This is a genomic window from Salinicola halophyticus (genome assembly GCF_003206695.1).
Classification (GTDB): Bacteria; Pseudomonadota; Gammaproteobacteria; order Pseudomonadales; family Halomonadaceae; genus Salinicola; species Salinicola halophyticus.
Window position 1 is genome coordinate 760,085 of record NZ_PZJN01000006.1, and the last position, 26,383, is coordinate 786,467.

19 protein-coding genes and 4 tRNA genes are annotated in these 26,383 nt (G+C 61.4%); 12 read left to right on the forward strand and 11 right to left on the reverse strand.

All coding sequences use genetic code 11. The features are described 5' to 3' along the window. The first annotated feature begins 6 nt into the window (after window positions 1-6). Together DOM58_RS11190 and DOM58_RS11195 are read left to right on the forward strand one after the other, a co-directional pair. Window positions 7-708, forward strand: coding sequence for a hypothetical protein (locus DOM58_RS11190; RefSeq protein ID WP_157957531.1), 702 nt, complete (start codon window positions 7-9; stop codon window positions 706-708). A gap of 18 nt (window positions 709-726) precedes the next feature. Next, window positions 727-1,425 (forward strand): glycosyltransferase family 29 protein, encoded by a 699-nt coding sequence (locus DOM58_RS11195; RefSeq protein WP_157957532.1) that lies wholly within the window; start codon window positions 727-729, stop codon window positions 1,423-1,425. 589 nt (window positions 1,426-2,014) lie between these two features. Here DOM58_RS11195 and DOM58_RS11200 read toward each other — a convergent pair. The 6 genes from DOM58_RS11200 to DOM58_RS11225 all read right to left on the reverse strand — a co-directional run bounded on the left by DOM58_RS11200 (window position 2,015) and on the right by DOM58_RS11225 (window position 5,755). Further along, window positions 2,015-2,101 (reverse strand) — tRNA-Leu (locus tag DOM58_RS11200). 100 nt (window positions 2,102-2,201) lie between these two features. Beyond that, window positions 2,202-2,275: transfer RNA gene (locus DOM58_RS11205), tRNA-Cys, on the reverse strand. 160 nt (window positions 2,276-2,435) lie between these two features. Continuing rightward, a tRNA-Gly gene (locus DOM58_RS11210) sits at window positions 2,436-2,510 on the reverse strand. 63 nt (window positions 2,511-2,573) lie between these two features. Beyond that, window positions 2,574-3,122: a CDP-diacylglycerol--glycerol-3-phosphate 3-phosphatidyltransferase gene (pgsA, locus tag DOM58_RS11215; RefSeq protein WP_110692887.1), complete on the reverse strand. Its 549-nt coding sequence runs from the start codon at window positions 3,120-3,122 to the stop codon at window positions 2,574-2,576. A gap of 61 nt (window positions 3,123-3,183) precedes the next feature. After that, a complete protein-coding gene (gene uvrC, locus DOM58_RS11220; RefSeq protein WP_110692888.1) occupies window positions 3,184-5,025 on the reverse strand; it encodes an excinuclease ABC subunit UvrC in 1,842 nt (613 codons plus the stop codon). A gap of 82 nt (window positions 5,026-5,107) precedes the next feature. Continuing rightward, entirely contained in the window at window positions 5,108-5,755 is a 648-nt protein-coding gene (locus DOM58_RS11225) for a response regulator (RefSeq protein ID WP_110692889.1), read from the reverse strand. 408 nt (window positions 5,756-6,163) lie between these two features. On the opposite strand from DOM58_RS11225, the gene DOM58_RS11230 reads away from it, so the two are divergent. From DOM58_RS11230 to trpC, 5 genes are all read left to right on the forward strand, one after another. Then, a tRNA-Ala gene (locus DOM58_RS11230) sits at window positions 6,164-6,239 on the forward strand. A 374-nt stretch (window positions 6,240-6,613) separates the two neighbouring features. Further along, window positions 6,614-6,886: a hypothetical protein gene (locus tag DOM58_RS11235; protein ID WP_110692890.1), complete on the forward strand. Its 273-nt coding sequence runs from the start codon at window positions 6,614-6,616 to the stop codon at window positions 6,884-6,886. Window positions 6,887-7,247: 361 nt separating this feature from the next. After that, window positions 7,248-7,835 carry an anthranilate synthase component II gene (locus tag DOM58_RS11240; RefSeq protein ID WP_110692891.1) on the forward strand — a complete coding sequence of 196 codons (588 nt, stop codon included), beginning with the start codon at window positions 7,248-7,250 and terminating at the stop codon, window positions 7,833-7,835. Between the two features lie 36 nt (window positions 7,836-7,871). Further along, window positions 7,872-8,891, forward strand: coding sequence for an anthranilate phosphoribosyltransferase (gene trpD, locus DOM58_RS11245; RefSeq protein WP_075562922.1), 1,020 nt, complete (start codon window positions 7,872-7,874; stop codon window positions 8,889-8,891). A gap of 124 nt (window positions 8,892-9,015) precedes the next feature. After that, complete coding sequence (gene trpC / locus DOM58_RS11250; protein ID WP_110692892.1) at window positions 9,016-9,828, forward strand: indole-3-glycerol phosphate synthase TrpC; 813 nt, start codon at window positions 9,016-9,018, stop codon at window positions 9,826-9,828. A gap of 179 nt (window positions 9,829-10,007) precedes the next feature. Here the strand turns inward: trpC and DOM58_RS11255 are convergent, their stop codons facing one another. From DOM58_RS11255 to DOM58_RS11270, 4 genes are all read right to left on the reverse strand, one after another. After that, window positions 10,008-11,807, reverse strand: a complete 1,800-nt coding sequence (locus DOM58_RS11255; RefSeq protein WP_110692893.1) for a cation:proton antiporter — start codon at window positions 11,805-11,807, stop codon at window positions 10,008-10,010. A gap of 89 nt (window positions 11,808-11,896) precedes the next feature. Further along, window positions 11,897-12,340 carry a thioredoxin TrxC gene (trxC, locus tag DOM58_RS11260; protein WP_110692894.1) on the reverse strand — a complete coding sequence of 148 codons (444 nt, stop codon included), beginning with the start codon at window positions 12,338-12,340 and terminating at the stop codon, window positions 11,897-11,899. Window positions 12,341-12,478: 138 nt separating this feature from the next. Beyond that, window positions 12,479-13,102, reverse strand: coding sequence for a LysE family translocator (locus tag DOM58_RS11265; protein ID WP_110692895.1), 624 nt, complete (start codon window positions 13,100-13,102; stop codon window positions 12,479-12,481). Window positions 13,103-13,228: 126 nt separating this feature from the next. Further along, window positions 13,229-16,501: an FAD-binding and (Fe-S)-binding domain-containing protein gene (locus tag DOM58_RS11270; protein ID WP_425353395.1), complete on the reverse strand. Its 3,273-nt coding sequence runs from the start codon at window positions 16,499-16,501 to the stop codon at window positions 13,229-13,231. Between the two features lie 317 nt (window positions 16,502-16,818). Between DOM58_RS11270 and serS the strand changes: the two genes are divergently transcribed. The 4 genes from serS (at window position 16,819) to DOM58_RS11290 (ending at window position 22,392) form a co-directional block, all read left to right on the forward strand. Then, on the forward strand, window positions 16,819-18,096 hold the full coding sequence (gene serS / locus DOM58_RS11275) for a serine--tRNA ligase (RefSeq protein WP_110692897.1): 1,278 nt from the start codon (window positions 16,819-16,821) through the stop codon (window positions 18,094-18,096). Window positions 18,097-18,635: 539 nt separating this feature from the next. Further along, window positions 18,636-19,499, forward strand: coding sequence for a uroporphyrinogen-III C-methyltransferase (gene cobA / locus DOM58_RS11280; protein WP_425353396.1), 864 nt, complete (start codon window positions 18,636-18,638; stop codon window positions 19,497-19,499). A gap of 197 nt (window positions 19,500-19,696) precedes the next feature. Continuing rightward, the gene (locus DOM58_RS11285; RefSeq protein ID WP_110692898.1) at window positions 19,697-21,670 is read left to right on the forward strand and encodes a DUF294 nucleotidyltransferase-like domain-containing protein; all 1,974 of its coding nucleotides are present in this window, start codon (window positions 19,697-19,699) and stop codon (window positions 21,668-21,670) included. Further along, the gene (locus DOM58_RS11290; RefSeq protein ID WP_110692899.1) at window positions 21,667-22,392 is read left to right on the forward strand and encodes a 3'-5' exonuclease; all 726 of its coding nucleotides are present in this window, start codon (window positions 21,667-21,669) and stop codon (window positions 22,390-22,392) included. Before DOM58_RS11285 ends, DOM58_RS11290 begins: the two co-directional genes overlap by 4 nt. A gap of 109 nt (window positions 22,393-22,501) precedes the next feature. Here the strand turns inward: DOM58_RS11290 and DOM58_RS11295 are convergent, their stop codons facing one another. Continuing rightward, window positions 22,502-24,133 (reverse strand): BCCT family transporter, encoded by a 1,632-nt coding sequence (locus DOM58_RS11295; RefSeq protein WP_110692900.1) that lies wholly within the window; start codon window positions 24,131-24,133, stop codon window positions 22,502-22,504. Between the two features lie 370 nt (window positions 24,134-24,503). On the opposite strand from DOM58_RS11295, the gene DOM58_RS11300 reads away from it, so the two are divergent. Next, entirely contained in the window at window positions 24,504-26,300 is a 1,797-nt protein-coding gene (locus DOM58_RS11300; RefSeq protein ID WP_110692901.1) for an acyl-CoA dehydrogenase C-terminal domain-containing protein, read from the forward strand. The last annotated feature ends 83 nt before the right edge of the window (window positions 26,301-26,383 follow it).

Sequence of the window (26,383 nt, forward strand, 5' to 3'; positions counted from 1 at the left end):
GTGTCGTTGAATAGTGTCGATGAAAGCGTTAATCAAGGAAATAAAAATTCTAGGCATCAAAGCGTGACGTCTAGCTGTTCAGGTCGTTTTGAGAGAGGGTTTATGGTTGAAAGAGAAGAGGGGGGTGTCGAATCTGCTTTTCCCAAACTGCAGGAGGAGGTGAATGGCTTTCTAGACAATCCCTCGGCAGGTTCCGCCTTCAATTTTATTAACTGCGCCACGGAGTTGAAGAATGAAGATGCGATCAAGCTATCTGATAACGACAATAGCTTGGTGGTGCGAGTCTTTTGGGCCGTAAATTATGTGCTTTTCGATAAAGATGTTTCCGCCGCTCAAGAAGTCTTTTTGTCAAAGTCGTGTGGTGAGCCCAGCGATGATGAAGTGCTGATCTGGTTTTTTTTGCTGGTCAGATGCAGGGTATTGGTGGACGCCACTTATGAAGCCTTCTCAACCGTCAGGAAAAGGCAGTTGAGCATCGTGGGTAAAGCAGCAAAAGAGATGGTCAGATTGAAGTGGCGGTATGAAGGTCCTGATGAACAGTTATTGAATTATATATTTCAGTTAAGGCAGAGCATCAAAAGCAAGGAGTTGACGAGAGAGTCTGTGGTGTTGAGTTTGTATTTAAATAAAACGGATATCGTTGCTGTAGAAGTTAACGAGCATGCTTGGCTTAAGCATGAGTTCAACAGGTTGCTCCCTCTTGCTTAATTTTTGTTTGAAAACAATTTGTCTGAAAGTGCTGATGTCATCTTTTATCACAATATGCATCTTGAAATACTGCATAATTCAAGTCAGCTTGCCCAACAGATTAAAGAAGAAACTGTGGCTGTGGTCGGTAATTCACCATGCGAGTTGGGTAGTGGTAAAGGGAAAGTGATCGATTCTTATTCATTGGTTGTCAGATTCAATTATTTCTCCGTTCGGGAGCATTACTCTTCTGACTATGGCCGCAAGTTTGATGTCCATGTAAGAGGGGCGGGAGATACGGAAGAGCTGGCTGATCGTTCCAGCGACGCCCGTTTCGTTGTTCTCAATCAGTATGATTTTTTATATCATTTTCGACGATGGGAACATTTGAAGGCGCTTTATGAAAAAGGTGTCAGGTTATGCTGTCTTCCTAGCGGTCATCATTTCCCGCTTCAAAAAGAGCTTAAAGCTGAGCCTAGTCTAGGCCTTTCCTTCTTGAAGTTTGTGAAAGATGTTACGAATCATGTCGAAAGAAGTCAGTGCTTTGGTTTTTCGCTGTCTGATCAGTTATCCGGAAAAGCGCACTATTTTGATCACAGGCAACCCGCTTATACTCACAACTGGATCAAAGAGAAGCAGATATTTGAAGGCTGGGTTGACAATAATGACAGATTTGAAAAGAGTGGCTATCTCGGGAAGGCGTTTGTTCGATTAAAGGAAACGTTTTTTTCCAGATAAGGCTGACACGACACCTCGGTTTAATGCCCCGTGATAATCGGATCGCCGAACTGGGATGGTCATGACAGACGCGTCGAAATGGCAGCGCAAAAGTATGACACCTTGGAAGTCCCTTCGCAGGGTGCCGCATGGCCTCGGGCGCATTCAAGTCCTCCAGGCGTCGGCCGATAAAGCTTTCATCAAAGGCCGGGCTCGCACGTTCGCCGCCGATGATCGGGCCAACCTTCGATGACATCGAATCGAGTCGTCCGACGCTTTTTGTCGCTTCCCTGCGACGACTTCGACTCGATGCTCGGGGTGGCAACGCCAGGTGTCATCGAGTCGCTTTTTCCCTGCGAATCTCAGCGCCAGTTTTCCACACTCTACATTCGATTGATGGCTCTCGAGAACGGTGCTCCGCCTTCAAGCTTGGCATGAAGCGGGCATTTTCAGAATGGGAATCACGCTTCTGGGGAGGGCGTATCTATCGCAGGGGGCGAATCATCTATCACACGGGCCGTGATCTACCAGGAGCCGATAGTGATAGTATAATGATGATGAACACCGGAACCGTCGATCATTTGCAGCGAGGGAAGGTCTAGCCTGAAGATGGTGCCCGGAGCCGGGCTCGAACCGGCACGGTGTTGCCACCGAGGGATTTTAAGTCCCTTGCGTCTACCAATTTCGCCATCCGGGCCGACGACATCCGGTCAATCTTGTCCGGTCGCTTTCTGAAAAACGAAGTGCCGGTAACCAGGAAAGTAACCGAATCGCTCGGATTCGATCTACTTGAGAAGTGGAGGCTGGAGTCGGAATCGAACCGGCGTACACGGAGTTGCAGTCCGCTGCATAACCACTCTGCCATCCAGCCTGATTTCGAGTTACGAGAATCTGTCGTTTGAACTGATCTTTTCAGTACAGATGACTTAGATATCTCGGATCGAAATATGCGTTTGGAGCGGGAAAGGAGATTTGACCGGGCTGGCGTTCCAGCTTCCGACCCTCGCCGACCGTTTCCATCACAACATGTTTGGAGCGGGAAAGGAGATTCGAACTCCCGACCCTCGCCTTGGCAAGGCGATGCTCTACCACTGAGCTATTCCCGCTGAACACGCCGTCGCATTATAAGGATAAGTGCGTAAGTGTCAAACGCTTATGTCGTTTTTCGGTCAGAGCGAGCGAGTCAGTTCCGGCCATGCGGCCTTGAGATACTGAGCCATTGACCACAGCGTCAGACATGCCGCCGCGTAGAGCAGCACGATGCCGAGATGGGCGATGAGGGTGGACGGGGGAAAGCCCAGTAGCAGCAGCAGGGAGATCATCTGCAGCGTCGTTTTCGACTTGCCGATCCAGGATACCGCGACGCGCTTGCGCTGACCGATTTCCGCCATCCATTCGCGAAGGGCCGAGATCACGATCTCCCGACCGATGATGACCAGGGCCGGCAGCGTCAGCCACCAGACCTGGTAGCGCTCGATCAGCAGCGCCAGCGCGACCGCCACCATGACCTTGTCTGCGACGGGATCGAGGAAGGCGCCGAACGGTGTGCTTTGATCCCAGCGCCTGGCCAGATAGCCGTCCAGCCAGTCGGTGATCGCGGCAAGGCCGAACAGCGCCGCCGTCACGAGCATGCTCCAGCTGTAGGGGATATAGAACAGCACCACCATCAGCGGGATGAACACGATTCTAGCCAGGGTGAGCATGTTGGGAATGTTCATCGTGCCTCTAGCATCCTTACTGGGAGGTGAAAGTCGGGCATTTTACGCCTGATGAGTGTGGTCATCCATGAAGCGCCTGGTGAATCGTAGCTGCCATCTGTTCATTGATCCCGGGAACGCGTGAAAGATCGTCCCTAGTTGCCTTGCGTACGCCCTGCAGCCCTCCGAAAAAGCGTAACAGCTCGCGGCGACGTTTCGGCCCGACACCGGGAATATCCTGCAGCGTCGAGGTACGGCGCTGCTTGTCGCGGCGTTGACGGTGACCGGTGATCGCGAAACGGTGCGCTTCGTCGCGAATATGCTGAAGCAGGTGCAGCGCCGGAGAGCTGGTATCGAGATCGAGTGTGCGGTCCACCGTCTCGATGAACAAGGTTTCCAGGCCGGCCTTGCGAGTGGTGCCCTTGGCGACGCCGATCAGTGCGACCCCGGTGACCTCCAGTTCGACAAGCACTTCCCGGGCCATGTTCAACTGGCCCTTGCCGCCGTCGACGATCAGGATGTCCGGCAGTTTGCCTTCGCCTTTCTGCAGACGCTTGAAGCGTCGGGTCAATGCCTGCCGCATTGCCGCGTAGTCGTCACCGGCGGCGACGCCTTCGATGTTGAAGCGCCGATAGTCGGATTTGGCGGGGCCGTTGTGATCGAAGACCACGCAGGAGGCAACAGTCGCCTCGCCATGGCTGTGGCTGATGTCGAAACACTCGAGGCGAGCAGGAGTCGCCGGCACGTCCAGTGCCTCGCGGAGCGATTCGAAACGCCGACCCAGTTGACTGCGATTGGCGAGCTGGGTCGCCAAGTGCTGCTCGGCGTTGGTGATGGCCAGTTTCCGCCACTGCGCGCGGTGGCCGCGTACCTGGGCAGCAACGCGGATTCGGCGGCCGGCGTGCTCGCTTAACGCAGCCTGCAGCAGTTCGCTATCCGTCAACGGATGCGAGGCGATGATCTCGAGCGGAATCTCCTTGGATTGCCCCAGGTAGTACTGACTGACGAATTCGCTGAGCAGTTCGTCCGCGGCGAGATCCAGGCCATTGTCGGGCTGATGGTGCCTGGCGCCGAGCATGCGCCCCTGGCGAATGGCCAGGACGCTGATGCACAGTCCGCCCGGCTGCTCGGCCAGCGCGAAGATGTCGGCATCACCATCGGCGTTGTCGACGTACTGCTTCTCCTGCAGCCGGCGCAGCTGCTGAACCTGGTCCCGCAGGCGTGCGGCCTCCTCGAAATTCAGCGAGTCGCTGGCGCGCTCCATGCTGGCGGTCAGCTGCTGCGTGACCTGCTCGCTGCGTCCTTCGAGGCACATCATGGCGTGCTCGACATCCTGACGGTAGTCGGCTTCGCTGATGTAGTCGACGCAGGGCGCGCTGCAGCGCTTGATCTGGTACTGCAGACAAGGGCGGTGGCGATGAGCAAAGACGCTATCTTCGCAGTTGCGGATACGAAAGATCTTCTGCATCAGCGACAGACTCTCGCGAACCGCGGTTGAGCTCGGATAGGGCCCGAGATAGCGCCCGTCACGCCGCTTCTGCCGAACCCGTTTGAACTCCAGCGCGGGGTAGGGGTGCCGGTCGCTGACGAAGACGTAGGGATACGACTTGTCGTCGCGCAACAAGATGTTGTAGGGCGGGCGCAGCTCCTTGATCAAGGTCTGTTCGAGAAGCAGTGCTTCGGTCTCGCTGCGGGTGATCGTGACCTGGATGTCTTCGATTCGTGCGACCAGCGCCTGGGTCTTGGCATTCAGGGCGCCACGAAAATAACTGGCCAGCCGCGGCTTCAGTCGTTTGGCCTTGCCGACGTAAAGCACGTTGGCATGCTCGTCGAGCATGCGGTACACGCCCGGCGACTCCGAAACCGACTTCAGGAAGTGCTTGGCATCAAAGCGTGGCAGGGTATCGATCGAGGATTCATTCATCGCCGAAGTATATCAAAATCCTGGCGGTACACGCCGAGGTTTACCGCTGTCGAAAGGCGCAAAATCCATGATTTCCGGGCAGTCACGATATTGGTTCGAAGCCTTCCAGCATGCCGTAGCGCAGGCCGAGATGGGTCAGTTCCACGTCCGACTGCACCTGTAGCTTGTCGAAGATACGGTAGCGGTAGGTGTTGACCGTCTTGGGGCTGAGACAGAGCTGCTCCGAGATCCGATTCACTTTCTGGCAGTGGATGATCATGGTCGCGATCTGCAACTCGCGGTGCGAGAGCTGATCGAAGGGGCTCTGAACTCCTGCGCTGCGAGCGAGCACCAATCGCTGCGCAATGTCGGGACTGATGAAGCGCTCGCCGGCGGCAACTCGGCGCACAGCGTCGATCATCAGGTCCAGTTCGGTGCCCTTGCTGATGAACCCGCTGACGCCGGAATCGATCAGCCGCTGGGCCGTGCCTTCTTCGACCTGGCCGGTGAGGACGACGATCCGGATCGCGGGTTGCGTCTTGAGCAGTTTCAGAATCGTTTCCAGACCGCCGATGCCCGGCATTCGAATATCGATCATCGCGATATCCGGCAGATGCTCCCGACAGCCTTGCAGCGCACTTTCTCCGCTGTCGGCTTCGGCAACGATCTCGATGTCAGGCTCGCAGGCCAGTACGCGAGCAATACTTGTACGCACCAGATGATGGTCGTCGGCTACCAGTACCTTGATCAAGATGACTCCTGAATTCTGGCGTTATCCGCGCAAACTCGCCGTGGACGACCATATCGGGCGCCCACCAATGGCAACATTGAAATCTGCTTTTTCTGCATGGGCCAGCCACGCGCTGAGGTCCAAGGTGTTAACGCCAGGATCCGTCTAGCTGAGGCCTCGATGATAGTGAGGAACGCTGGATCGGTATTCTGCGATGTCCGATTTTGCTTATCCCTTGTTGATCGAGTGTGCCAGATTACCCGATCATATGCTCCCTATTCGAGCCGGGAATTTGCGGCCGACAAAATCGTGTCGGGCGGCGATATTCGGCGTGCCGGGCGCAGGTCGCGGCGGGGAATTCACTCGGGGGTTGACCTCGAGTTCGAGGCCTTTTATAGTGCGTCGCGTCCTGAGGGACAGTCGTTATCAGGGGCCTTAGCTCAGCTGGGAGAGCGCAACACTGGCAGTGTTGAGGTCAGCGGTTCGATCCCGCTAGGCTCCACCAGAATCGCTTTCGAAAAAGCCGCTCGCCGCCAACGCGTCGAGCGGCTTTTTCGTGTTTACGGCCTAAGTTCTGGCTTGAGTTCTGATTTAAGTTCTGACCTAGGTTCTGGCCATTCGAATTAGGCGAATTATGCGGGCTTCTTCGCCCGTTTGCCTCGCCGAACGTCTCCCACAATGTTTCACGCCGCGAACGCGACAGCGATTCGTGTCGAGCAGTCACAATGATAAGCCGCGATGTGGTCAGGGATATCGGCGGGGAGCCCTATGCAAGAGTTCGTTTTCGATGTGGTCATCAGACCTAAATTTTCGTCTCCGCGATGCTGGGAGGCGTTGGTACCCGCTCTGCCGGGGCTGACGACGGAGGCGCCAAGCGACATGGAGGCCTTCGAGCAGCTCCAGGATCAGATCCTTCCTCACCTGGCGCGGCGACTCGCGCGTGGCGAAGGCGTTCCCCGGCAATCTCGAGTCGGTCAATACGTCGGCAGCTATGGCCTCGTTTTCTGGCAATTCCTGAGCGTGCGACTGGGTCCCTTGAAGGCCGGGCAGATCGCGATCGAGCCGATCTTTCCTGATATCGGCGAGCTGATGACGAGACTCGAAGGGGGCATCGTCGAGGACCTGTCGGCGGAAGAAGCAGAAGTCGAGTGACGAGGCGTGACACGAGTGAAGGTGCTGCGTGAGAGAGACCGGGAACGCGGACGAACGAGGTGTCGACAAGGCCACGCCACCGATTGACAGGGCGAGTCGGCACACGGCACTATACCGGACATGAAAACGAACCAATCGCACAGACCGAACCAGTGGTGGTGGCGCCTTTAACGCAAGGGTGGCTCGCCGGCGTCTGTGGATTGACGTTCGATAACAATGCCGCCCCATGGGGCGGCATTTTTTTGTGTGCTCGTTTCGTTCCATGAGGTGGCATCGCTGAAACGATCGGCTCGGGTGATGATTCCGAGCAGGAAATCGGGAACTCAAGCCGATTGATTCGACATACCAGGAGTTTGTTTCCATGTCTGTCCTCATGATCGATAACTACGACAGCTTTACCTTCAACATCGTCCAGTATCTGGGGGAGTTGGGGGCGAAAGTGATTACCGTGCGCAACGATGAAGTGGACCTCGCTGACCTCGAGCGCTACGAACCGACTCATCTGGTGGTCTCGCCCGGGCCGTGTACGCCCAACGAGGCGGGTATCTCGATGGCGGCGATTCGCCACTTTGCCGGCAAGATTCCGATATTGGGCGTATGCCTGGGTCATCAGGCGATCGGTCAGGTATATGGTGGCGACGTGATTCGGGCGCCGCAGGTGATGCATGGCAAGACCTCACGAATTCGCCACCGGGAGCAGGGGGTCTTCGAGGGGCTCGAAGATCCGCTGGAAGTGACGCGCTACCATTCACTGGTAGTCGATGCCGAAAGCCTGCCTGACTGCCTCGAAGTCACGGCATGGGTGGACGACGACGATCCGACCCCGGGGCTGATCATGGGGTTGAAGCACAAGACGCTGGATATCGAAGGGGTGCAGTTTCACCCCGAATCGATTCTGTCTCGCCAGGGGCACGAACTGCTGGCCAATTTCTTGAAACGGCGCGCCTGATCCGAAACGGTCGGCCGGGAAGGGCGAGGACACAACATGCAAATGCGGGACGCGATCGGCGCGGTCATGCGCGGTCATAACCTCAGTTACGAAGATACCCATGCCGTGATGCACGCCATCATGACCGGGGAAGCGACAGAAGCGCAGATCGGCGGCTTCCTGATCGGACTGGCGATGAAGGGGGAAACCGCCGACGAGATCACGGCGGCGGCACAGGTGATGCGTGAACTGATGCAGCCGGTCTCGATCGACTGCGACAACATCGTCGATATCGTCGGTACTGGCGGCGACGGCGCCAACCTGTTCAACGTCTCCACGGCCTCGAGCTTCGTCGTCGCGGCGGCTGGCGGCCACGTCGCCAAGCACGGTAACCGGGGCGTATCGTCTTCCGCTGGCAGTGCGGATCTGTTCGACGTGGCGGGCATCTATCTCGATCTGGATGCGGCGACCATTGCGCGTTGTATCGAGCAGGTCGGCGTGGGTTTCATGTTCGCGCCACGGCATCATCAGGCGATGCGTCATGCCATCGGTCCGCGACGCGAGATGGGCGTGCGCACGGTATTCAACATTCTCGGGCCGTTGACCAATCCGGCCGGTGCCCCCAATCAGTTGTTGGGCGTCTACGCGCCGCATCTGGTGCCGCTGGTGGCGGAGTCGCTGCGCAAGCTGGGCAGCGAACACGTCCTGGTCGTCCATGCCGAGGATGGACTGGATGAAATCTCGGTAGCGGCACCGACGCGGGTCGCCGAGCTGCGTGATGGCGAGATCCGCGAGTACACCATCACGCCCGAATCCCTGGGGATCGAACGGCAATCGCTCGAAGCGCTCAAGGTGGTGACCGCCGAAGACAGTCTCAAACTGGTCAAGGAGGCGCTGGTCGGCAAGGGTACGGCGGGGGATATCGTGGCACTCAACGCCGGCGCGGCGCTATTTGCCGCCGGCATCGCCGACTCGCTCAAGGAAGGCGTGCTGATGGCGCAGGACGCGCAGGCCTCCAAGCTGCCGCTGGAGAAACTCAAGGAGCTCTCCGATTTCACTCGCGTCTTTGCCGACTGATGTCAGCGCGTCTTTATAGCCCCAGTGCCTTTTAGCATGAGTGCCTTTTAGCCTAAATGTCTTTTAGCCTAAGTGCCTTCGCCGAACGAGCGTTGTAGCCGAACCAGCTCAACAGGAATCCAAGATGACCGACGCCGCCGATAATGAACTGCCGACCATTCTGGCCAAGATTCTGACGCGTAAGCGTGAGGAGATCGCCGAGCGTCGCCAGGCGGTCAGTGAGCAGGAATGGCTCGAGCGGGCGAAAACGCAGAGCGCACCGCGGGGATTCGTCTCGGCGCTTAACGCCTGCATCGACGGCGGAGATCCCGCCGTGATCGCCGAGATCAAGAAGGCCTCGCCGTCCAGAGGCGTTATCCGCGAGGATTTTCGCCCGGCGGAAATCGCGATCGACTACGCGGCAGCGGGCGCCAGCTGTCTGTCGGTATTGACCGATGCCGACTATTTTCAGGGCCACGAAGACTATCTGATCGCCGTGCGGGAAGCGTGTGATCTGCCGGTCATCCGCAAGGATTTCATCATCGATGGCTATCAGATCGCCGAAGCGAGAGGGATCGGTGCCGACTGCATCCTGTTGATCGTGGCGGCGCTCGACGACGCCCAGCTCAAGGATCTCCATCAGCAGGCGACGGCGCTGGGCATGGATGTGCTGGTCGAAGTACACGATATCTTCGAGCTCGAGCGGGCGCTGATGCTGGATCTGCCGCTGGTCGGCATTAACAATCGCGATCTGCGCACCTTCGAAACCTCGCTCGACACGACCTTCGAGCTGCTCAAGCGCATCCCCCAAGGGGTGACGGTCGTGACCGAATCCGGTATCAACACCCGCGACGATGTCGCCCGCATGCGCGAATACGACGTCAACGCCTTCCTGGTGGGCGAGGCGTTCATGCGCGAGGAAGAGCCCGGCAGCGCGCTACGCCGAATGTTCTTCTAGCGTCGATTCGCGCTTGACCCACGGCCCCGGAACGATCATCGATCCTGTCGACGCCGCTTCTCGAACATAGGCTCGGGAGCGGCGTCTGTCGTTGGCTAGGCGGTCCCTCTCGACGCATTGATGGCATGGCTTCGTGGAGATGCGATGCCAGCCGGGAAGTCCAGTCGGGAAAAGGCGGGTCAGAACTCCGGCGAGTCGGGAAAGATCAGGCTGATCAGGGTGTCGCCGGCTTTGGGCGTCAGCGGCTTGTCGGCGGTGGCGATACGGATGCGACCGCTGGTCGAGAGCGTGAACAGCGTCAACAGCCGATCGCGATGGATGCGCCGATAGTCGTCGATGTTGAAGCTATCGCTGATCTTGGCGTGACGAACGACGGCGCCCTGAGAGATCAGGCTGGATAGCCGGGTGAAGGTGGTATTGCCGTCGAACAGCAGTGGCAGGTGGGCCAGTGCCTGCTGATGGTGGCGCCGCGCGCTGCGCGATGATTCGACGGCCAGGCGAAACACCTTGCCATGACCCAGGATATGCTCGAAGTGCAGCGCGGCGAGGTTGTTGAGCTCTCGATAGGGCGATAGCGGCAGCAGGTGGCCGAGACCGGCCAGGCCTAGATGCTGGGAGGCGTGCTCCGACAACGGATTGCCGTAGTAGATGGGCAGATTGGCCATTCGCGCTTCCTGAATCGCATCCCAGTTGTGGTCGCACAGGCGCACCGCGAAGCCGGCTTCCTGCAGAGCGCTGCCCAGTGCTCTGGCGACCGGGTTGGCGCCGATGACCAGAAAGCCCGACGCCCTCGGCGCATTGACCTTCAGGAGCCGGGCCAGCGGCCGGGAAAACAGGCTCTGGACGACGACGGTACTGATGATCACCAGAAACGTGATCGGTACCAGCAGCTCGGCCCCGGGCACTTCCAAAGCTTCGAGTCGAATCGCGAACAGCGACGCCACCGCCGCCGCGACGATACCGCGCGGGGAAAGCCACGCCAGTAACGCCTTTTCCCGCCAGTTGAGCGAGCTACCCCAGGTGCACAACCACACCGCCAGCGGACGCGCCACCCATACCAGAATGGCCAGAAACACCCAGGCTTCCCACGACAGCAGTCCCAGCTGCTCGAGACTCAGGCGTGCCGCCAGCAGAATGAACAGTCCCGAGATCAGCAGGATCGACAGCGTCTCCTTGAATTCCAGGATCGGCTGCGTCGGCACGCCACGCATGTTGGCCATCCAGACGCCCATGACGGTCACTGTCAGCAGACCGGATTCATGGAACAGCTGATTGGAGAGGGTGAACAGCGTCAGCATGATCATCAGGGTGCCGAAGCTGTGAAGACGCTGCGGCAGCCAGTAATGACGCAGCACGCTGCCCCACAGGTAGCCGCCTGCGGTACCTAGCCCGAAACCGATCACCGCCGTCTGGGCAAAACTGATCAGGGTATGGGCGGCGGCGCCGTTGGAGAGTCCCAGCGAGACGAATTCATAGACCAGTACGGCACCGATGGCGCCGATCGGATCGATCAGAATGCCTTCCCAGCGCAGAATCTGGCTGACGTGTTCGCGAGCGCGAAGCGTCTGCAGCATCGGCAGTACCACGGTCGGCCCGGTAACCACCAGCAGGGCGCCCAGCACGCTGGCCATTTCCCACGACAATCCCAATATGAGATGAGCGGCGGCGATCGCGATCAGCGCGGTGATCAGCGCGCCCCAGGTCACCAGCCGACTGACGGTCCGGCCATGGCCGCGCAGCTCACGAAAGTCGAGCGTCAACGCCCCCTCGAACAGGATCACCGCCACCGCCAGCGACACCAGCGGAAACAGCAGCTCGCCGAGCACCGCGTCGGGTTCGAGCACGCCGGTCACCGGACCCACGACGATGCCGGCTATCAGCAGCGGTAAAATAGCCGGGACACGCAGTTGCCAGGCGACCCACTGACAGATCAGCGCCAGCAGGCCGATGCCGGTCAGCGCTAGGGCGGCATTTTCCATGGCAGTCTCTCCGGGCCGGGGCAAAGGGCGCGCAGACTAGCCGGGGCATGCGACCGATGCAATGCCGAACGGCCCGAGAAACGAGATTTTCAGGGTGTGGCAGTTTGTCGCCGGACCCAACTGATGATATCCGCCTGACCCATGGCGCCGGCCTGGCGGGCGATCTCGCGACCGCCGCGAAACAGAATCAGCGTGGGGATGCTGCGGATGCCATAGCGTGACGCAACATCGGTGGCGGCTTCGGTATCCAGCTTGGCCAGGCGGATCTGCGGCTCGAGCTCGCCGGCAGCCTTGGCGAATCCCGGTGCCATCGCTTTGCACGGCCCACACCAGTCGGCCCAGAAATCGACCAGCAGCGGAAGATCGCTGCGCGACAGGTGGCGGTCGAAGTTGGCGGAATCCAGCGCCAACGGTTCGCCGGTGAATAGCGGGTTATGGCACTGCCCGCAGTTGGGACTGTCCGTCAGGCGCGCGTTGGCGACGCGATTGACGGCGTGGCAGTGGGGGCAGACGACGTGTTGGGCTTCGGACATGGCGAGACGAGCTCCGGATGAAAGGATTGCCGCCGAGCATAGATGAAGAAGAGTGCGGTTGCTCGGGTGATCGACGGCCGTTGAATCATGTTGTTTCGGGGACCCGCTTCAGATGTACCGCGTTCACGTGTCGCAACTTCAGCGCAGCGTGATCAGTCGGCCGCCGTAGCCGATGAACACGACACCAGCGCAGCGTTCGATCCAGTGCCGCGTGCGCCGATACAGGGCGCGCGGCCGCGGCGTGGTAGAGGCGAGTGCGATCAAGCTGTACCAGCACACGGAGACCGCCAGCATCGCGGCGATACAGACGATGCCCATCCATGCCGGTGCATGGGCCGGCAGCGTCGAGGCGAACAGGCTGCTCACGAACAGCGCCGTCTTCGGGTTCGAGGCGCCGGTGAGCACGCCTCGGCGATAGACCTGACCACCGGATAGCCCGGGCTGCGTGTGGATTGCCTCATCGCCCGCGCCGCGGAAGCTGTGCAGAATCAGTCGTACGCCGAGAAACAACAGATAGGCACCGCCGACCAGTTTGAGCGTGAGATATAGCCACGGCGCCAGCGCAAACAGCAGGGCAATGCCGAAATAGCCGAACAGCCCCCAGGCGAATGTACCCGTGGCGAGCCCGGCGACGGCGATCATCGCTGCACGGCGCCCATGTACGATCCCCGTCTGAAGCGTCAGAAAGAAGTTAGGCCCCGGGGTGACGGCAGCTACTGTCCAGATGGCGATGAAATTGACCAGAATCCAGTTGCTCGACATGAAGCGTGCTCTTTCTCAATGAAGCGACAGGCCAGAACGTGAAGCGACAGGCCCTGGGTCGGCAAAGTATGGCACGAGATCGACGGTTGCCGACGTCCGCCAATGGCTTACCGCCTCGTCTCAACGTCAAGACACTGCGCCGACGATCCTGACTTGCTTCAGCAGCGCCTGCAGCGGGTGCGGCAATGTCTGATCGGAGAGTCGCTTGACTTGGCTCCGGCAAGAGTAGCCGGTGGCCAGCAGTCGGCCCGAATGGGTATCGTCCTCCACCGGCGCGCGCCATGAGAGATCGTAGATCGTTTCCGACGTCTCGCGATGGCGGGCTTCATGACCGTAAGTGCCTGACATGCCGCAGCAGCCGGTGGCAACGAGGTCCAGTGTGAGCCCGAAACGCGCGAACAGTTGCTGCCACGCCTTGGGACTGCCCGGAGCGTTGGTTTTCTCGGTGCAGTGGCTCATCAGACGATACCCGGGATCGACGGATTCGAGAGCGTCGGCGCTGAAATCCGGCGGCAGGATCGACGGCCCCAGCGACAGCAGCCACTCCTGCAGCAGCAGGACTTTCGGTACCGCTTGCGGCCCCAGTGTCTTGATGTACTCCTGCCGATAGGTGAGCGTCATCGCCGGATCGATGCCCACCAGCGGCACGCCGAAACGGGCGAGCGCCCTGAGTCCGGCGGCCTGCTTTTCGGCCGTTCGCGCGAAGCGGCCGAGGAATCCCTGCACCTGCAGCGGTTTGCCGTTGGGCTGGAACGGGGCGACGAACACCCGGATATCGAGCCGTGACAGCAGTTCGATCACGTCCATCACCAGCCGCGACTCGAAGTGGCTGGTGAAGGCGTCCTGGACCAGCACCACGCTACGACGCTTCTGCGCGTCGGTCAGCCTGCCCAGCGTCAGCGGCGTGGCCTCGGCGATCCCCCAGGCATCGAGCATTTTCCCGAGGCTGGCGCGGGAGAGCTTCGGGCTATCGACGATGCCGAGACCTTTCGCCAGGAAGCGATCGACCAGGCGGTTGTCGAGCAGGGCGTTGTAGAGCGGGGCGGCAGGCTGCAGATGTGGAATCACGAACTCCAGCCCGCCGATCAGGTAGTCCCGTAGCGGCCGGGCGTAACGACTGTGATAGCTCTCGAGAAAGCGCGAGCGGAAGTCGGGCACGTCGACCTTGATCGGACACTGGCCGGCGCAGGACTTGCACGCCAGACACCCGGCCATGGCGTCGTAGACCTGATGCGAGAAATCGTCCTCGCCCCGGCGCCGGGCAATCGCTCGCTGGAGCTTGCCGGGCTGGGCGGCGAGCCAGACGCCGAAGCCGGCGCGGCGCTGCGCCTGAGCGACCTCGAGGACGTCGACGCCGGCATTGCCCTGGCGGCGAAGCCACTCGCGCATCAGACTGGCTCGCCCCTTGGGGGAGTGCACGCGCTCGCGGGTCGCTTTCCACGACGGACACATGGCGTCATCGGGGTCGTAGTTGTAGCAGGCGCCGTTGCCGTTGCAGTAGACCGCGCTGGCGTTCTCCTGCCACACGCGCTCATCGATCTGGCGATCCAGCTCGCCCCGCGTCGTCACCCCGTCGATCGCCAGCAACCCGGGATCGTGACCGTCGACGATACCGATGTGTGCTGACCTGTCTCTCGACGCTGCGGATTGCGTGGCGGTCTCATTTGCGCTGCCCGCGGCTTCGGGCGGGATGGAAAGACCCTCGGCCTCGGGAGGGCTAAAAAGCGGCGGGATGGAAAGAGGCGTCGCGATCTTGCCGGGATTGAACTGGTTGTGCGGATCGAAGGCCGCCTTGACGCGTTGCAATGCCGGATAGAGCTCGCCGAAGAAACGCGGCGAGTATTCCGAGCGCACGCCCTTGCCGTGTTCGCCCCACAGCAGGCCGCCGTAGCGCTGGGTCAGCGCCGCGACTTTGTCGGATATCTCGCGGATCAGGCGGGCCTGGGTCGGGTCTTTCATGTCGATCGCCGGGCGTACGTGAAGCACGCCGGCATCGACGTGACCGAACATGCCGTATTCGAGGTCGCGGGCGTCCAGCAGTTGGCGGAACTCGGCGATGTAATCGGCCAGGCGTTCCGGCGGCACCGCGGTGTCTTCGACGAACGGGATCGGACGTTTTTCGCCCTTGGCGTCGACCCTGGCATTGCCGAGCAGGCCCACGGCACGTTTGCGCATGGCGTAGACCCGGCCGATCTGCGGTCGGCCCTCTGCCAGGGTATAGCCGAGCCGTTCGACGCCGGCATCCGCGCCCAGATGATCGGTGAAGGCCCGTACGCGCTCGGCCAATCGTGCCGGATCGTCGTCGTTGAACTCGACCAGATTGATGCCGCGAATGGGCGCGCCTCGATCACCATTATCATTAACGACGGCAGGGAAGAACTCCGCCACGCTGTCCCAGACGAAATCCTCCATCGCCAGCTGCAGCACGCGATCGTCGATCGTCTCGATCGAGGTGGGGGCGCCTACCGACATCAGCGTCTTGGCATCGCGCAGCGCCTCCATGAAACCGGCGTAGCGCACGTTGACCAGGGTCGAATGGCGCGGCAACGGCAGCACGTTGAGCGTTGCCTCGTTGAGCAGCGCCAGCGAGCCTTCGGAACCACATAGCACGCTGTTGAGATCGAAGCGGCCCTGGTCATCGATCAGATGGGCCAGATCGTAGCCCGTCAGGCAGCGGTTGAGCGGCGGGAAAACCGAGGCGATGCGTTCGCGCTCGGTCTCGGCGATGTCGCTGACCGCGCGATGGATCTCGCCGACCCGATCATCGCGTTGGCAGGCGGTCGTCAACGCCTCGTCGTCCAGCGGCCAGCTCTCGAAACGCTCGCCGCCCGGCAGCACGATATCGAGCCCGAGCACATGGTCGCGGGTCTTGCCGTACTCGCAGCTGCCCTGACCGCTGGCATCGGTGGAAATCATGCCGCCGAGTGTGGCGCGATTGGAGGTCGAGAGTTCCGGAGCGAAGAACAGGCCGTGCGGTTTGAGAGCCGCGTTGAGCTGATCCTTGACCACGCCTGCCTGTACCCGCACGCGGCGGTTTTCGACGTCGATCTCGAGGATCCGGTTCATGTGCCGGGAAACATCCACCACCAGCCCGTCGGTCAGCGATTGACCGTTGGTGCCGGTGCCGCCGCCACGCGGGGCGAGCACGATATCGCGATACGTCTCCCGGCCGATCAGCCGAGCGATCAGCTCGAGATCCTGGGCGTCGCGCGGATAGAGAACCGCCGCCGGCTGACGCTGGTAGATCGAATTGTCGGTGGCCAGTACGGTGCGGTTGGCGGCGTCATCGCCGATATCGCCGTGAAAGCCGGCCGCAGCCAGCTCGTCGAGGAATCGGCGGTAGCGCTCGGGCAGAGTCAGCTCGGCATCGGCCGGGTCAAGGCGTGTCATTATCGTCATGCAGCAAAGCCATCAGGTCGGGCCGGTCAGGCGGCCGTCGCCGGGTAGATATCCACCTGGCAGGTTGTCGGTTCACAGCGCTTACAGCGCTCGAGGGCGAACAGTTTAGCGCGCCAGATCGTGGTGTGACACGAATCCCGGGTGGCGCATGGTGCCGGGGTGGGGTTTTCCCTACAATATTCTCCTCGTAAAGAGTGATCGCCAGAACGGTGAGCTGCCGTCGCCGGTCATGCGGCGGTCGTCACGGTTTTCATTTCAGACTGTTCATTTCGAACTTTCCATTTCGAACTTTCCATTTCAAACAACGGAACCCACTCATGCTCGATCCGAAGCTGTTGCGTAGCGATCCGCAGTTCGTCGCCGAACGCCTGGCCCTGCGGGGCTTCACTCTCGATACCGCGCAGCTCGAGTCGCTCGAGTCCCGCCGTCGTGAGCTGCAGACGCGGACCGAGCAGCTGCAGAACGAGCGTAACGTGCGCTCCAAGTCGATCGGCAAGGCCAAGGCCGCCGGCGAGGACATTCAGCCGCTGCTGGCCGAAGTCGGCCAGCTCGGCGACGACCTCGATACGGCCAAGCGTGAGCTGGGCGAAGTGCAGCAGGCCTGGGATGATCTGGTCGCCGGACTGCCCAATCTGCCACATGCAGACGTGCCACAAGGGGCGGACGAGAGCGACAACGTCGAGCTGCATCGCTGGGGTGCGCCGCGGGAATTCGATTTCGACGTCCGTGACCATGTCGATCTGGGTGCCCGATTCGGCTATCTCGATTTCGAGATGGCGACCAAGCTGACCGGTTCGCGTTTCGCCGTGATGCGTGGACCGATCGCCCGCCTGCACCGGGCGCTGGCGCAGTTCATGCTCGACAAGCAGACGCAGGAGCACGGTTACGAAGAGTGCTACGTGCCGTATATGGTCAACGCCGAGACGTTGACGGGTACCGGACAGCTACCCAAGTTCGGTGAGGATCTGTTCAAGCTTGCCGACAGCGACTATTACCTGATCCCCACCGCCGAGGTGCCGCTGACCAACTTCGTGCGCGACGAGATTCTCGATCACGCCGCGCTGCCGCTGAAGTTGACCGCCCATACCCCGTGTTTTCGCAGCGAGGCCGGCGCCTACGGTCGCGACACCCGCGGCATGATCCGTCAGCATCAGTTCGACAAGGTCGAGATGGTCCAGGTGGTCGACCCAGCCACCAGCTACGAGGCGCTGGAATCCATGCGGGGGCACGCCGAGGCGATCCTGCAGGCGTTGGAACTACCGTATCGGGTGGTGACCCTGTGCACCGGCGACATGGGCGCCAGTGCAACCAAGACCTACGACCTGGAAGTGTGGCTGCCGAGCCAGCAGACCTACCGCGAGATCTCCTCGGTCTCCAACTGCGAGGATTACCAGGCGCGGCGGATGCAGGCGCGTTTCCGCAGCCCTGAACAGAAAAAGCCGCAGCTGGTACACACGCTGAACGGCTCCGGTCTGGCGGTAGGGCGCTGTCTGCTGGCGGTGCTGGAAAACTACCAGAATGCCGACGGCAGCGTGGACGTGCCGGCAGCCCTGGCGCCGTACATGGGCGGACTCACGCGCTTCAACGCCGAGTGACGGTGTGACGACCCTCGACCCTTCATAGCAAAAGGTTATGAAGGGTCGTTTGGTTATAACCCTACAAACAAGCGTTACTTCGCCTATCCGCTACGGGGCATTAAACTTTGCTGCTTGCGTCCTGAACCGATGGCTGGCGGCATACCAGACGCGACGGTTCCATCGCCCATCCCCAACCGACGGCCCGACTCGTGACCGATTTCCTCACCCTGCAATACGATCCGTCCCGTCTCGACGTTCACCTGATCGGTGGCGGCAGCGAGGCGCTGGCGCTGGCGCAGCGTATCACCGGGCTGATGCCGGTCGTGACCGTGCATGCGGTTTCGCTGATGCCAGCCCTGGCGTCTCTGTGTCGGGCGCAAGAGTGGAGGGTGCGTGACGATGAACCGGTGGCTGGGGCGGGGCAGCTATGGCTGGTCGCCAGCGGGGATTGGGAGCGTGACCGGGAAGTCGCCAGCGTGGCGGTAGAAGCCGGCGTCGCGGTTTACGTACCGGCGCATCCGACGCTATGTAGCGTCCGTCTGCCGCCGCGGGTGACCGTGGAGGATGCCGCGCAGCCCGCCTCTGCCTCCGTCCCTACCGATGGCCATTGGCGACGGGGCCATGTCTCGCTGGTCGGTGCCGGCCCCGGTGACCCGGAGCTGCTGACGCTGAAGGCGCTCAGGCAGCTGCAGCGCGCGGATGTGGTGATACACGATCGGCTGGTCAGCCAGGAAATCCTGGCGCTGATCGATCCCTCGGCGCGGCGTTTCTACGTCGGCAAGGCGCGTTCAAGGCACAGTGTGCCCCAGGAGGGTATCAATCAGGCGCTGGTCGACTGGGCCAAGGCGGGTAACCGGGTGGTCCGTCTCAAGGGCGGAGATCCGTTCATCTTCGGCCGGGGCGGTGAGGAGCTCGAGGCGCTGGTCGCCGCCGACATCGATTTCGACGTGGTGCCGGGAATCACCGCGGCCTCCGGCTGCGCCGCCTATGCGGGAATTCCGCTGACCCATCGCGATCATGCTCAGTCGGTGCGCTTCGTCACCGGCCATCTCAAGAATGGCAGCTGCGATCTCGACTGGACGGCGCTAGCGCGTGGCGATCAGACGCTGGTCTTCTATATGGGCCTAGGCGCGTTGGATCTGATTCGCGAGCGGCTGATGGCGTACGGGCTGGATGGCGCTACGCCGCTGGCGCTGATCGAGCAGGGCACGACAGCCAATCAGCGCGTGCATCTGGGTACGCTGTCCCGCCTGCCCGATAGCCTGGGCGCGCATCAGCCCCGCCCGCCGACCTTGATCGTCGTGGGTAGCGTAGTCGAGCTGGCATCGCGTCTCGAGTGGTTCCAGCCAACCGACAGTGGCAGCCTCGGCTGGGTCGAAGGCAAGCATCCCACGCCACTCTCCCGGGCCGACAGCGCCTGACTGTCGTACCGGCTCCTGCCGATCCGTCTTCCCCGCAGTTGCGCCCGCCGCTGGCCGATCCTTGCGCACCGGACGCATTTGCCCGTATCGGGTTCCCGACGGTTTCCATCGCGAGATCAACCGGATAGCGAACGAGTCGTCGTTGACGCCATCTCTTGGCCCTTCGACAATGAGAACTCGCGACGGGGGAGAAGGGCATGAACGTTGAACAGCTGGATATCCGAGGTCACATGGCGCAGTTCGCGCCGTTCGACAATCTCCCCGATGCGTTGCTCGATCGCATCGCCGGCGAGGTCGAAATTCGCTATTTTCAGGCCGGCAGCGAGCTTCTGGTCAAGGACCAGCCGATCGATTCGCTCTGGTACATCCGCAGCGGTGCGGTGGAGATGTACCAGCGCAGTGGTCGGCTGTTCAACCGTCTGAGCGAAGGCGACATCTTTGGCTATTCGGACCTGCTGCGCAGCAATCGTCGCGTGCGCTACCCGGTCGGTGCGATCGAGGATACGCTGATCTACTTCATCCCCGGCGATGTCTTCGAGGCGGTGTGCGAGGAAGACGACGACTTCGCCGAGTTCGTTGAGACCGGCGGGCAGCGCCTCAAGGTGACGGTCGAGCAGCAGCGCGACGACAGCGGGCTGATGACCACGAGGGTGCGCAAGCTGATCAACCGGCAGCCGCAGATGGTGGAAGCCACGACCACCCTGCAGCAGGCAGCGCAGCAGATGCGCGACGCCAATGCCACTTGCGTGCTGGTGATCGATGTCACCGAGACGCAGTCCGCCTATACCTTCACCGGCCCGGACGGCCGCCACTGGAAACTCAACGGTATTCTGACCGATCGCGACTTCTGCACCCGCGTGCTCGCGGAGGGCAAGTCGCCCCAGACCCCGGTGGGCGATGTCATGTCGCGCAAGCTCATCGTCACCCAGTCCGACGAGTCGGTCTACGAGGCGATGCTGAGCATGCTGCGCAACCAGGTCCACCATCTGCCGGTGCTGTACCGACGTCAGCCGATCGGCGTGCTGCATCTCTCCGATATCGTCCGTCACGAAACCCACAGCAGCCTATTTCTGGTCAATAACGTCTTCGTTCAGAACAGCGCGGAGCAGCTCGCCAAGCTGGCGCCCGAAGTGCGCACCGGGTTCGTGCGCATGGTCGCCGATGGTGCCAATTCCGAGATGGTGTGCCGGGCGCTGGCGACGATCGGTCGCGCCTTCACGCAGCGTCTTCTCGAACTGGCGGAGAGCGAGCTGGGCCCGGCGCCGGTACCGTACTGCTTCATGGTGCTGGGCTCGATGGCGCGAGAAGAGCCGACCATCAACGCCGACCAGGACAATGCGCTGGTACTCGACGACGACTACGATCCGGATCGGCACGGCGAGTACTTCGAGGCGCTGGCCAAATTCGTCTGCGACGGCCTCGACGCCTGTGGTTACCCTTACTGCAAGGGCGATGTCATGGCGACCAACTCGCGCTGGCGGCAGCCGCTACACGTCTGGAAGCGATATTTCACCGAGTGGATGGAGGAGCCCAACGGCGAACGCCTGTTGCACAGCTCCATCTTCTTCGATCTGGCACCGGTCCATGGCGAAGCGCCGATGGTCGAATCGCTGCAGGATCTGATCGCCGAACTGGCGCCACAGCGCCCCGTCTTTCTGGCGGCACTGGCGCGCAACGCCAGAAATCGCACGCCCCCGCTGGGGTTTTTCCGTCAGTTCGTCATGGATCAGGACGGCGAGCATCGCAAATCGATCAACCTCAAGCGTCGTGGCACCGCGCCGCTGACGGATCTGGTTCGCGTTCATGCGTTGGCGTGTGGTTCGAAGGCGCAGAATACCTTCACCCGCCTCGACGATATCGCCGAGACGAAACTGCTCGCGGACGGGGTCACCGATCGTCTGCGCTACGCGTTCGAGTTCATGTCGATGGTGAGAATCCGCCATCAGGCGGAGGCGATCGAGCAGGGCGTCGAGCCCGACAACAGCGTCGATCCGGAAAACATCGGCAGTCGGGAGCGCCACAACCTCAAGGACGCCTTCGAAGCCATCAGCAACGCGCAGAAATTCCTCTCGTTTCGCTACATCATGCCCACCCGGCAGAGCTCGTCGAAAACCGAGCCTGACAGGTCGGGATCGCCACAGGGCGGTGCGCCGCGCAGAGGCGGTCGATGAGCTGGCGCTGGGGAGCCAATAAGAAGGCGGAGCCGAACTGGCCGGACTATCTGGCTTCGCGGGCCCAGCGGGTACGCGAGCCGCGCCTGGCCAGTTTCTATGCGCAGGGTACGCTGGATCCCGACACGCCGATCGGCGAAGCGCCGTTGGTGGCGATGGACTTCGAGACCACCGGCCTCGATGGCAGTCGCCATGACATCGTCAGCGTCGGCGTCATGCCATTTACGCTGGGACGGATTCGGCCCGCCGATGGCCGTTACTGGGTGCTGTCGCCCCGGCGCCAGCTCAGCGATGAGTCGGTCGCCTTCCATCACATCACTCACGCGGAAGTCGCCGACGCGCCGGACTTCGCGGCGATCATCGATGAGTTGCTACCGATACTCGCGGGGCGGCTGGTGGTGGTCCACTACCGCCAGCTGGAGCGCACCTTCCTGGACGCCGCCATTCGCGAGCGTCTGGGCGAAGGGCTTTTGATGCCGATGATCGACACCATGTCGCTGGAGGCGCGGATACATCGGCAACCCTGGTGGGCCCGGTTGCGGCGTTGGGCGGGGCGGCCGATGGCATCGATTCGCCTTCACGAGAGTCGGCAGCGCTATCATCTTCCCGCCTATACGGGCCACCACGCGCTGGTCGATTCACTGGCGACCGCTGAGCTGCTGCAGGCGCAGATTCTCTATCACTACGATTGGCAAACGCCGGTCAGCGCGCTGTGGCGATAAGCTCGATATCTTGGCGATAAGCGTTATCGGGTATTCCAACGCAAAGCGGGCGGCTCCATGAGCCGCCCGCTTCTTGTCTGCCATCCTTTTGTGACGATGGCCTATGGCGTCAACCGCGAGGCTCGGAACGCAGCCCCTGGATGATCGCATAGCAGGCTGCCAGCAGTACGATCGTGAACGGCAGACCGGTGGTAATAACCGCCGCCTGCAGTGCCGCCAGACCGCCACCCAGCAGCAGGGCGATGGCGATGGCGCCTTCGATCAAGGCCCAGAACACGCGCTGCGGCGTCGGCGCATCGACCTTGCCGCCGGCCGTGATCGAGTCGATCACCAGCGAACCGGAGTCGGAGGAGGTGATGAAGAAGACCATCACCAGGATGATGCCGACGAACGACGTGATCGAGGTCAGCGGCAGCTGGCCGAGCATGGTGAACAGCTGCAACGGCAGAGCCGCTTCCTTCACTCCTTCGAAGCCATCACTGACGAGCTGATTGATCGCGGTGTCGCCGAAAGCGGTCATCCACAATACCGATACGATGGTCGGGACCAGCAGCACGGCAATCAGGAACTCGCGAACGGTACGGCCACGGCTTACACGCGCAATGAACATGCCGACGAACGGTGACCAGGAGATCCACCAGGCCCAGTAGAACGCGGTCCAGCCATGCACGAAGTCCGCATCTTCCCGACCGAACGGATTGGACAGCGCGGGCAGATTCTTGAGGTAGGAACCCAGGTTTTCGACGAAGCCGGTGGCGATCAGCATGGTCGGACCGACGATGATCACGAACAGCAGCAGCAGGAACGCCAGCCCCATGTTGAGCTGCGACAGACGCTGAACGCCCTTGTCGACGCCCAGCACTACCGAGCCCAGCGCAACCAGCGTGATACCGATGATCAGCACCACCATGGTGACGTCGGTATTGGGAATGTCGAACAGATAGTTGAGCCCGGCTGCGGCCTGCGAGGCACCGAAACCCAGCGAGGTGGCCAAACCGAACAGAGTCGCCAGCACCGCCAGGATATCGATGACGTGGCCCGGCCAACCCCAGATGCGCTCACCCAGAATCGGGTAGAAGATCGAACGCATGGTCAGTGGCAGGCCCTTGTTGAACGAGAACAGCGCCAGTGCCAGGGCGACGACGGCGTAGATACCCCACGGATGCAGGCCCCAGTGGAAAATCGTGGCCGCCATGGCCAGCGACTGGGAAGCCGCCTGGTCGCCTTGGGCGCCGCCCAATGGTGCCCAGGAGTCTCCCGTGACGGACGTGCCGAAGTGCGTGATCGGTTCGGAGACGCCGTAGAACATCAGCCCGATGCCCATGCCGGCGGCGAACAGCATGGCAAACCAGCCGGCATAGCTGAAGTCCGGTTTGGCATGCAGGCCGCCGAGTCGGACCTTCCCGAGTGGCGTAAAGATCAGCACCACGGCGACTATCACGAAGATATTGGCGGCAAACAGGAACAGCCAGCTCAGATTGTCGGTCAGGAAGCTCTTCGCGCCGTTGAACAACGGGCCCATCTGATCCGGTAGCGCCAGCGTGATGATCACGAAAAACAGGATCAACAATGACGAGACCGAGAAGACCTTGCCATGTAGATCGACATTCATGCCGAATTTGTTGGTCTGGATATTGTCCTGGCCAATCACATAATCGGTATCGATGAGATTGGCGGGACCCTCTGGTGCCGGCACGCCTTCCTTTGGCGCATCCGGCTGGTTATTAGCGTCTTGAGCCACTAGCCGTCTCCATTTGGTGTGTCTTTATTAAAAGCCGCACTCGCATGGCGAATGACGACGATTCCCTTGCGCTCCCTTGCGTCGTTCGGGCGTGGTGTCAGCGAGCGACCACCCTGTCGAGGGAGTACTCAGTCTGACGTATCCGCGGGAACACGCAAGTTTCCCAATTATCCTGAATCAAGTCGGGCCTTCCAACCGTCTAGGCCAGAATCTCCGGTTTTACTGCCATTTATCCGCTGAACGGCATCTCCCGGGTCGGCTTTATCGCTGAGCGAGCGCTAGACCAAGGTCAGGGTGAAGACGACAGTCCTTTTGCCTATAGTCTTGGCTGATTTGAAACGAATGTTTGAAAACCACCGGGAGAGTTCGAATGGCCGACTATCGTGCACCGCTCGTCGACATGCGCTTCATTCGCGAAGAGGTGCTCGACGCCGAGCGGGAGTGGCAGGCCATGCCGGCGACCGCCGAGCTCAGCGCCGAGCTCGCCGATGCCGTGCTTGAGGAGGCCGGACGCCTCGTCGAAGCGGAACTGTTTCCGCTCAACCAGCGTGGCGATGCCGAAGGATGCCACTTCGAGGGAGGCGAAGTGAGGACGCCTGCAGGGTTCCAGGGCGCTTTTCAGGAACTGGCCCAGGGCGGCTGGTGTGGATTGGGAGGCAACCCGGACCATGGTGGCCAGGGCTTGCCGAAACTGCTGACCCAGGCTTTCGATGAAATGCTCTACGCCAGCAACGCCGGCTTTGCTCTCTATCTGGCGCTCAACAACGGCGCGGGACTGCTGCTAGATGCCTATGCCGACGAGGCGACCAAGGCGCGGTACCTGCCTCGGCTCTACGCCGGTGGCTGGCTGGGCACCATGTGTCTGACCGAACCGCATTGCGGGACCGATCTGGGGTTGATCAAGACGCGGGCAGTGCCCGGTAGCGACGGGCGATATTCCATCACCGGCAGCAAGATCTGGATCACCGGCGGCGAGCACGATCTGACCGAGAATATCGTCCATCTGGTGCTGGCCAAACTGCCCGACGCGCCGGCAGGCGCCAAGGGCATCTCGCTGTTTCTGGTGCCCAAGTGTGAGGTGCGCGAGGACGGTTCGCTGGGCGACGTCAATGGCGTGGTCTGCGGCGGGCTCGAGCACAAGATGGGGATCAAGGGCAGCGCGACCTGCGTCATGCACTTCGACAATGCCCAGGGCATCCTGATCGGCGAGCCGCATCAGGGTCTGGCGACCATGTTCACCATGATGAATTACGAGCGACTCTCGATCGGCATTCAGGGGTTGGGGCTGGGCGACGTCGCCTACCAGAGCGCGATGGCGTTCGCGCGCGAGCGTCGCCAGAGTCGTGCCCCCGGCGGCGTCGCCGAACCCGATCAGGCGGCCGATCCGATTCTGGTTCATCCCGACGTCAGGCGCATGGCGCTCAACGCCCGCGCCTGGAACGAAGGTGGTCGGCTATTTGCCGCTTTCGTCGCGCGCGAGCTCGATCGGGCCAAGTACCACCCTGACGCTGAGGTGCGAGAGGTGGCCGAGGATCTGGTGGCACTACTGACGCCGGTGGCCAAGGCATTTCTCACCGATCGCGGCTTCGCGACCACCGTGGAGGCGCAGCAGATCTATGGCGGCAGCGGCTACTGCGTCGAGTGGGGCGCCGAACAGTTCGTGCGCGATGCCCGAATCGCGATGATCTACGAGGGCACCAACGGGATTCAGGCGATGGATCTGGTCGGACGCAAGCTGATGCGCAACCAGGGGGCTTATCTGCGTCGCTTCGCCGAGCAGATGCGGGCCGATCTCGACACCGACTCGGGTGATCCGACAGTGATCCCTTTTCGCCGCGCGGCCATGGAAGAGCTGGCACGCCTGGAGCGCGTCTCCGCGCAGTTGATGGAGATGGCGCGAACGGATCCGGCTGCCGCGGGCGCCGCGGCCCACGACTACCTGCAACTGCTGGGTTACACCGCCTACACTTGGATGTGGTGGAAGGCCGCCCGAGCCGCTTTCCACGGATTGACAGTAGACGGTACATCGGGCGAGGCGTTCTACCGCGCCAAACTGGTGGTGGGGCAGCATTTTCTCGAGCGGCAGCTACCTCAGAGCGAAGCGCTGGAACGCCAGATTGCCGCCGGCCCGGCAGGACTGATGGCGCTGGATCAGAGCCTGTTCTAGGTCACGCGGATTCCATCCCGGCGTTGACGCGGGGCCGCTAGCGTTTGGCGACGCGGCCCGCATCCTCATGCGCTTCTCTGTGC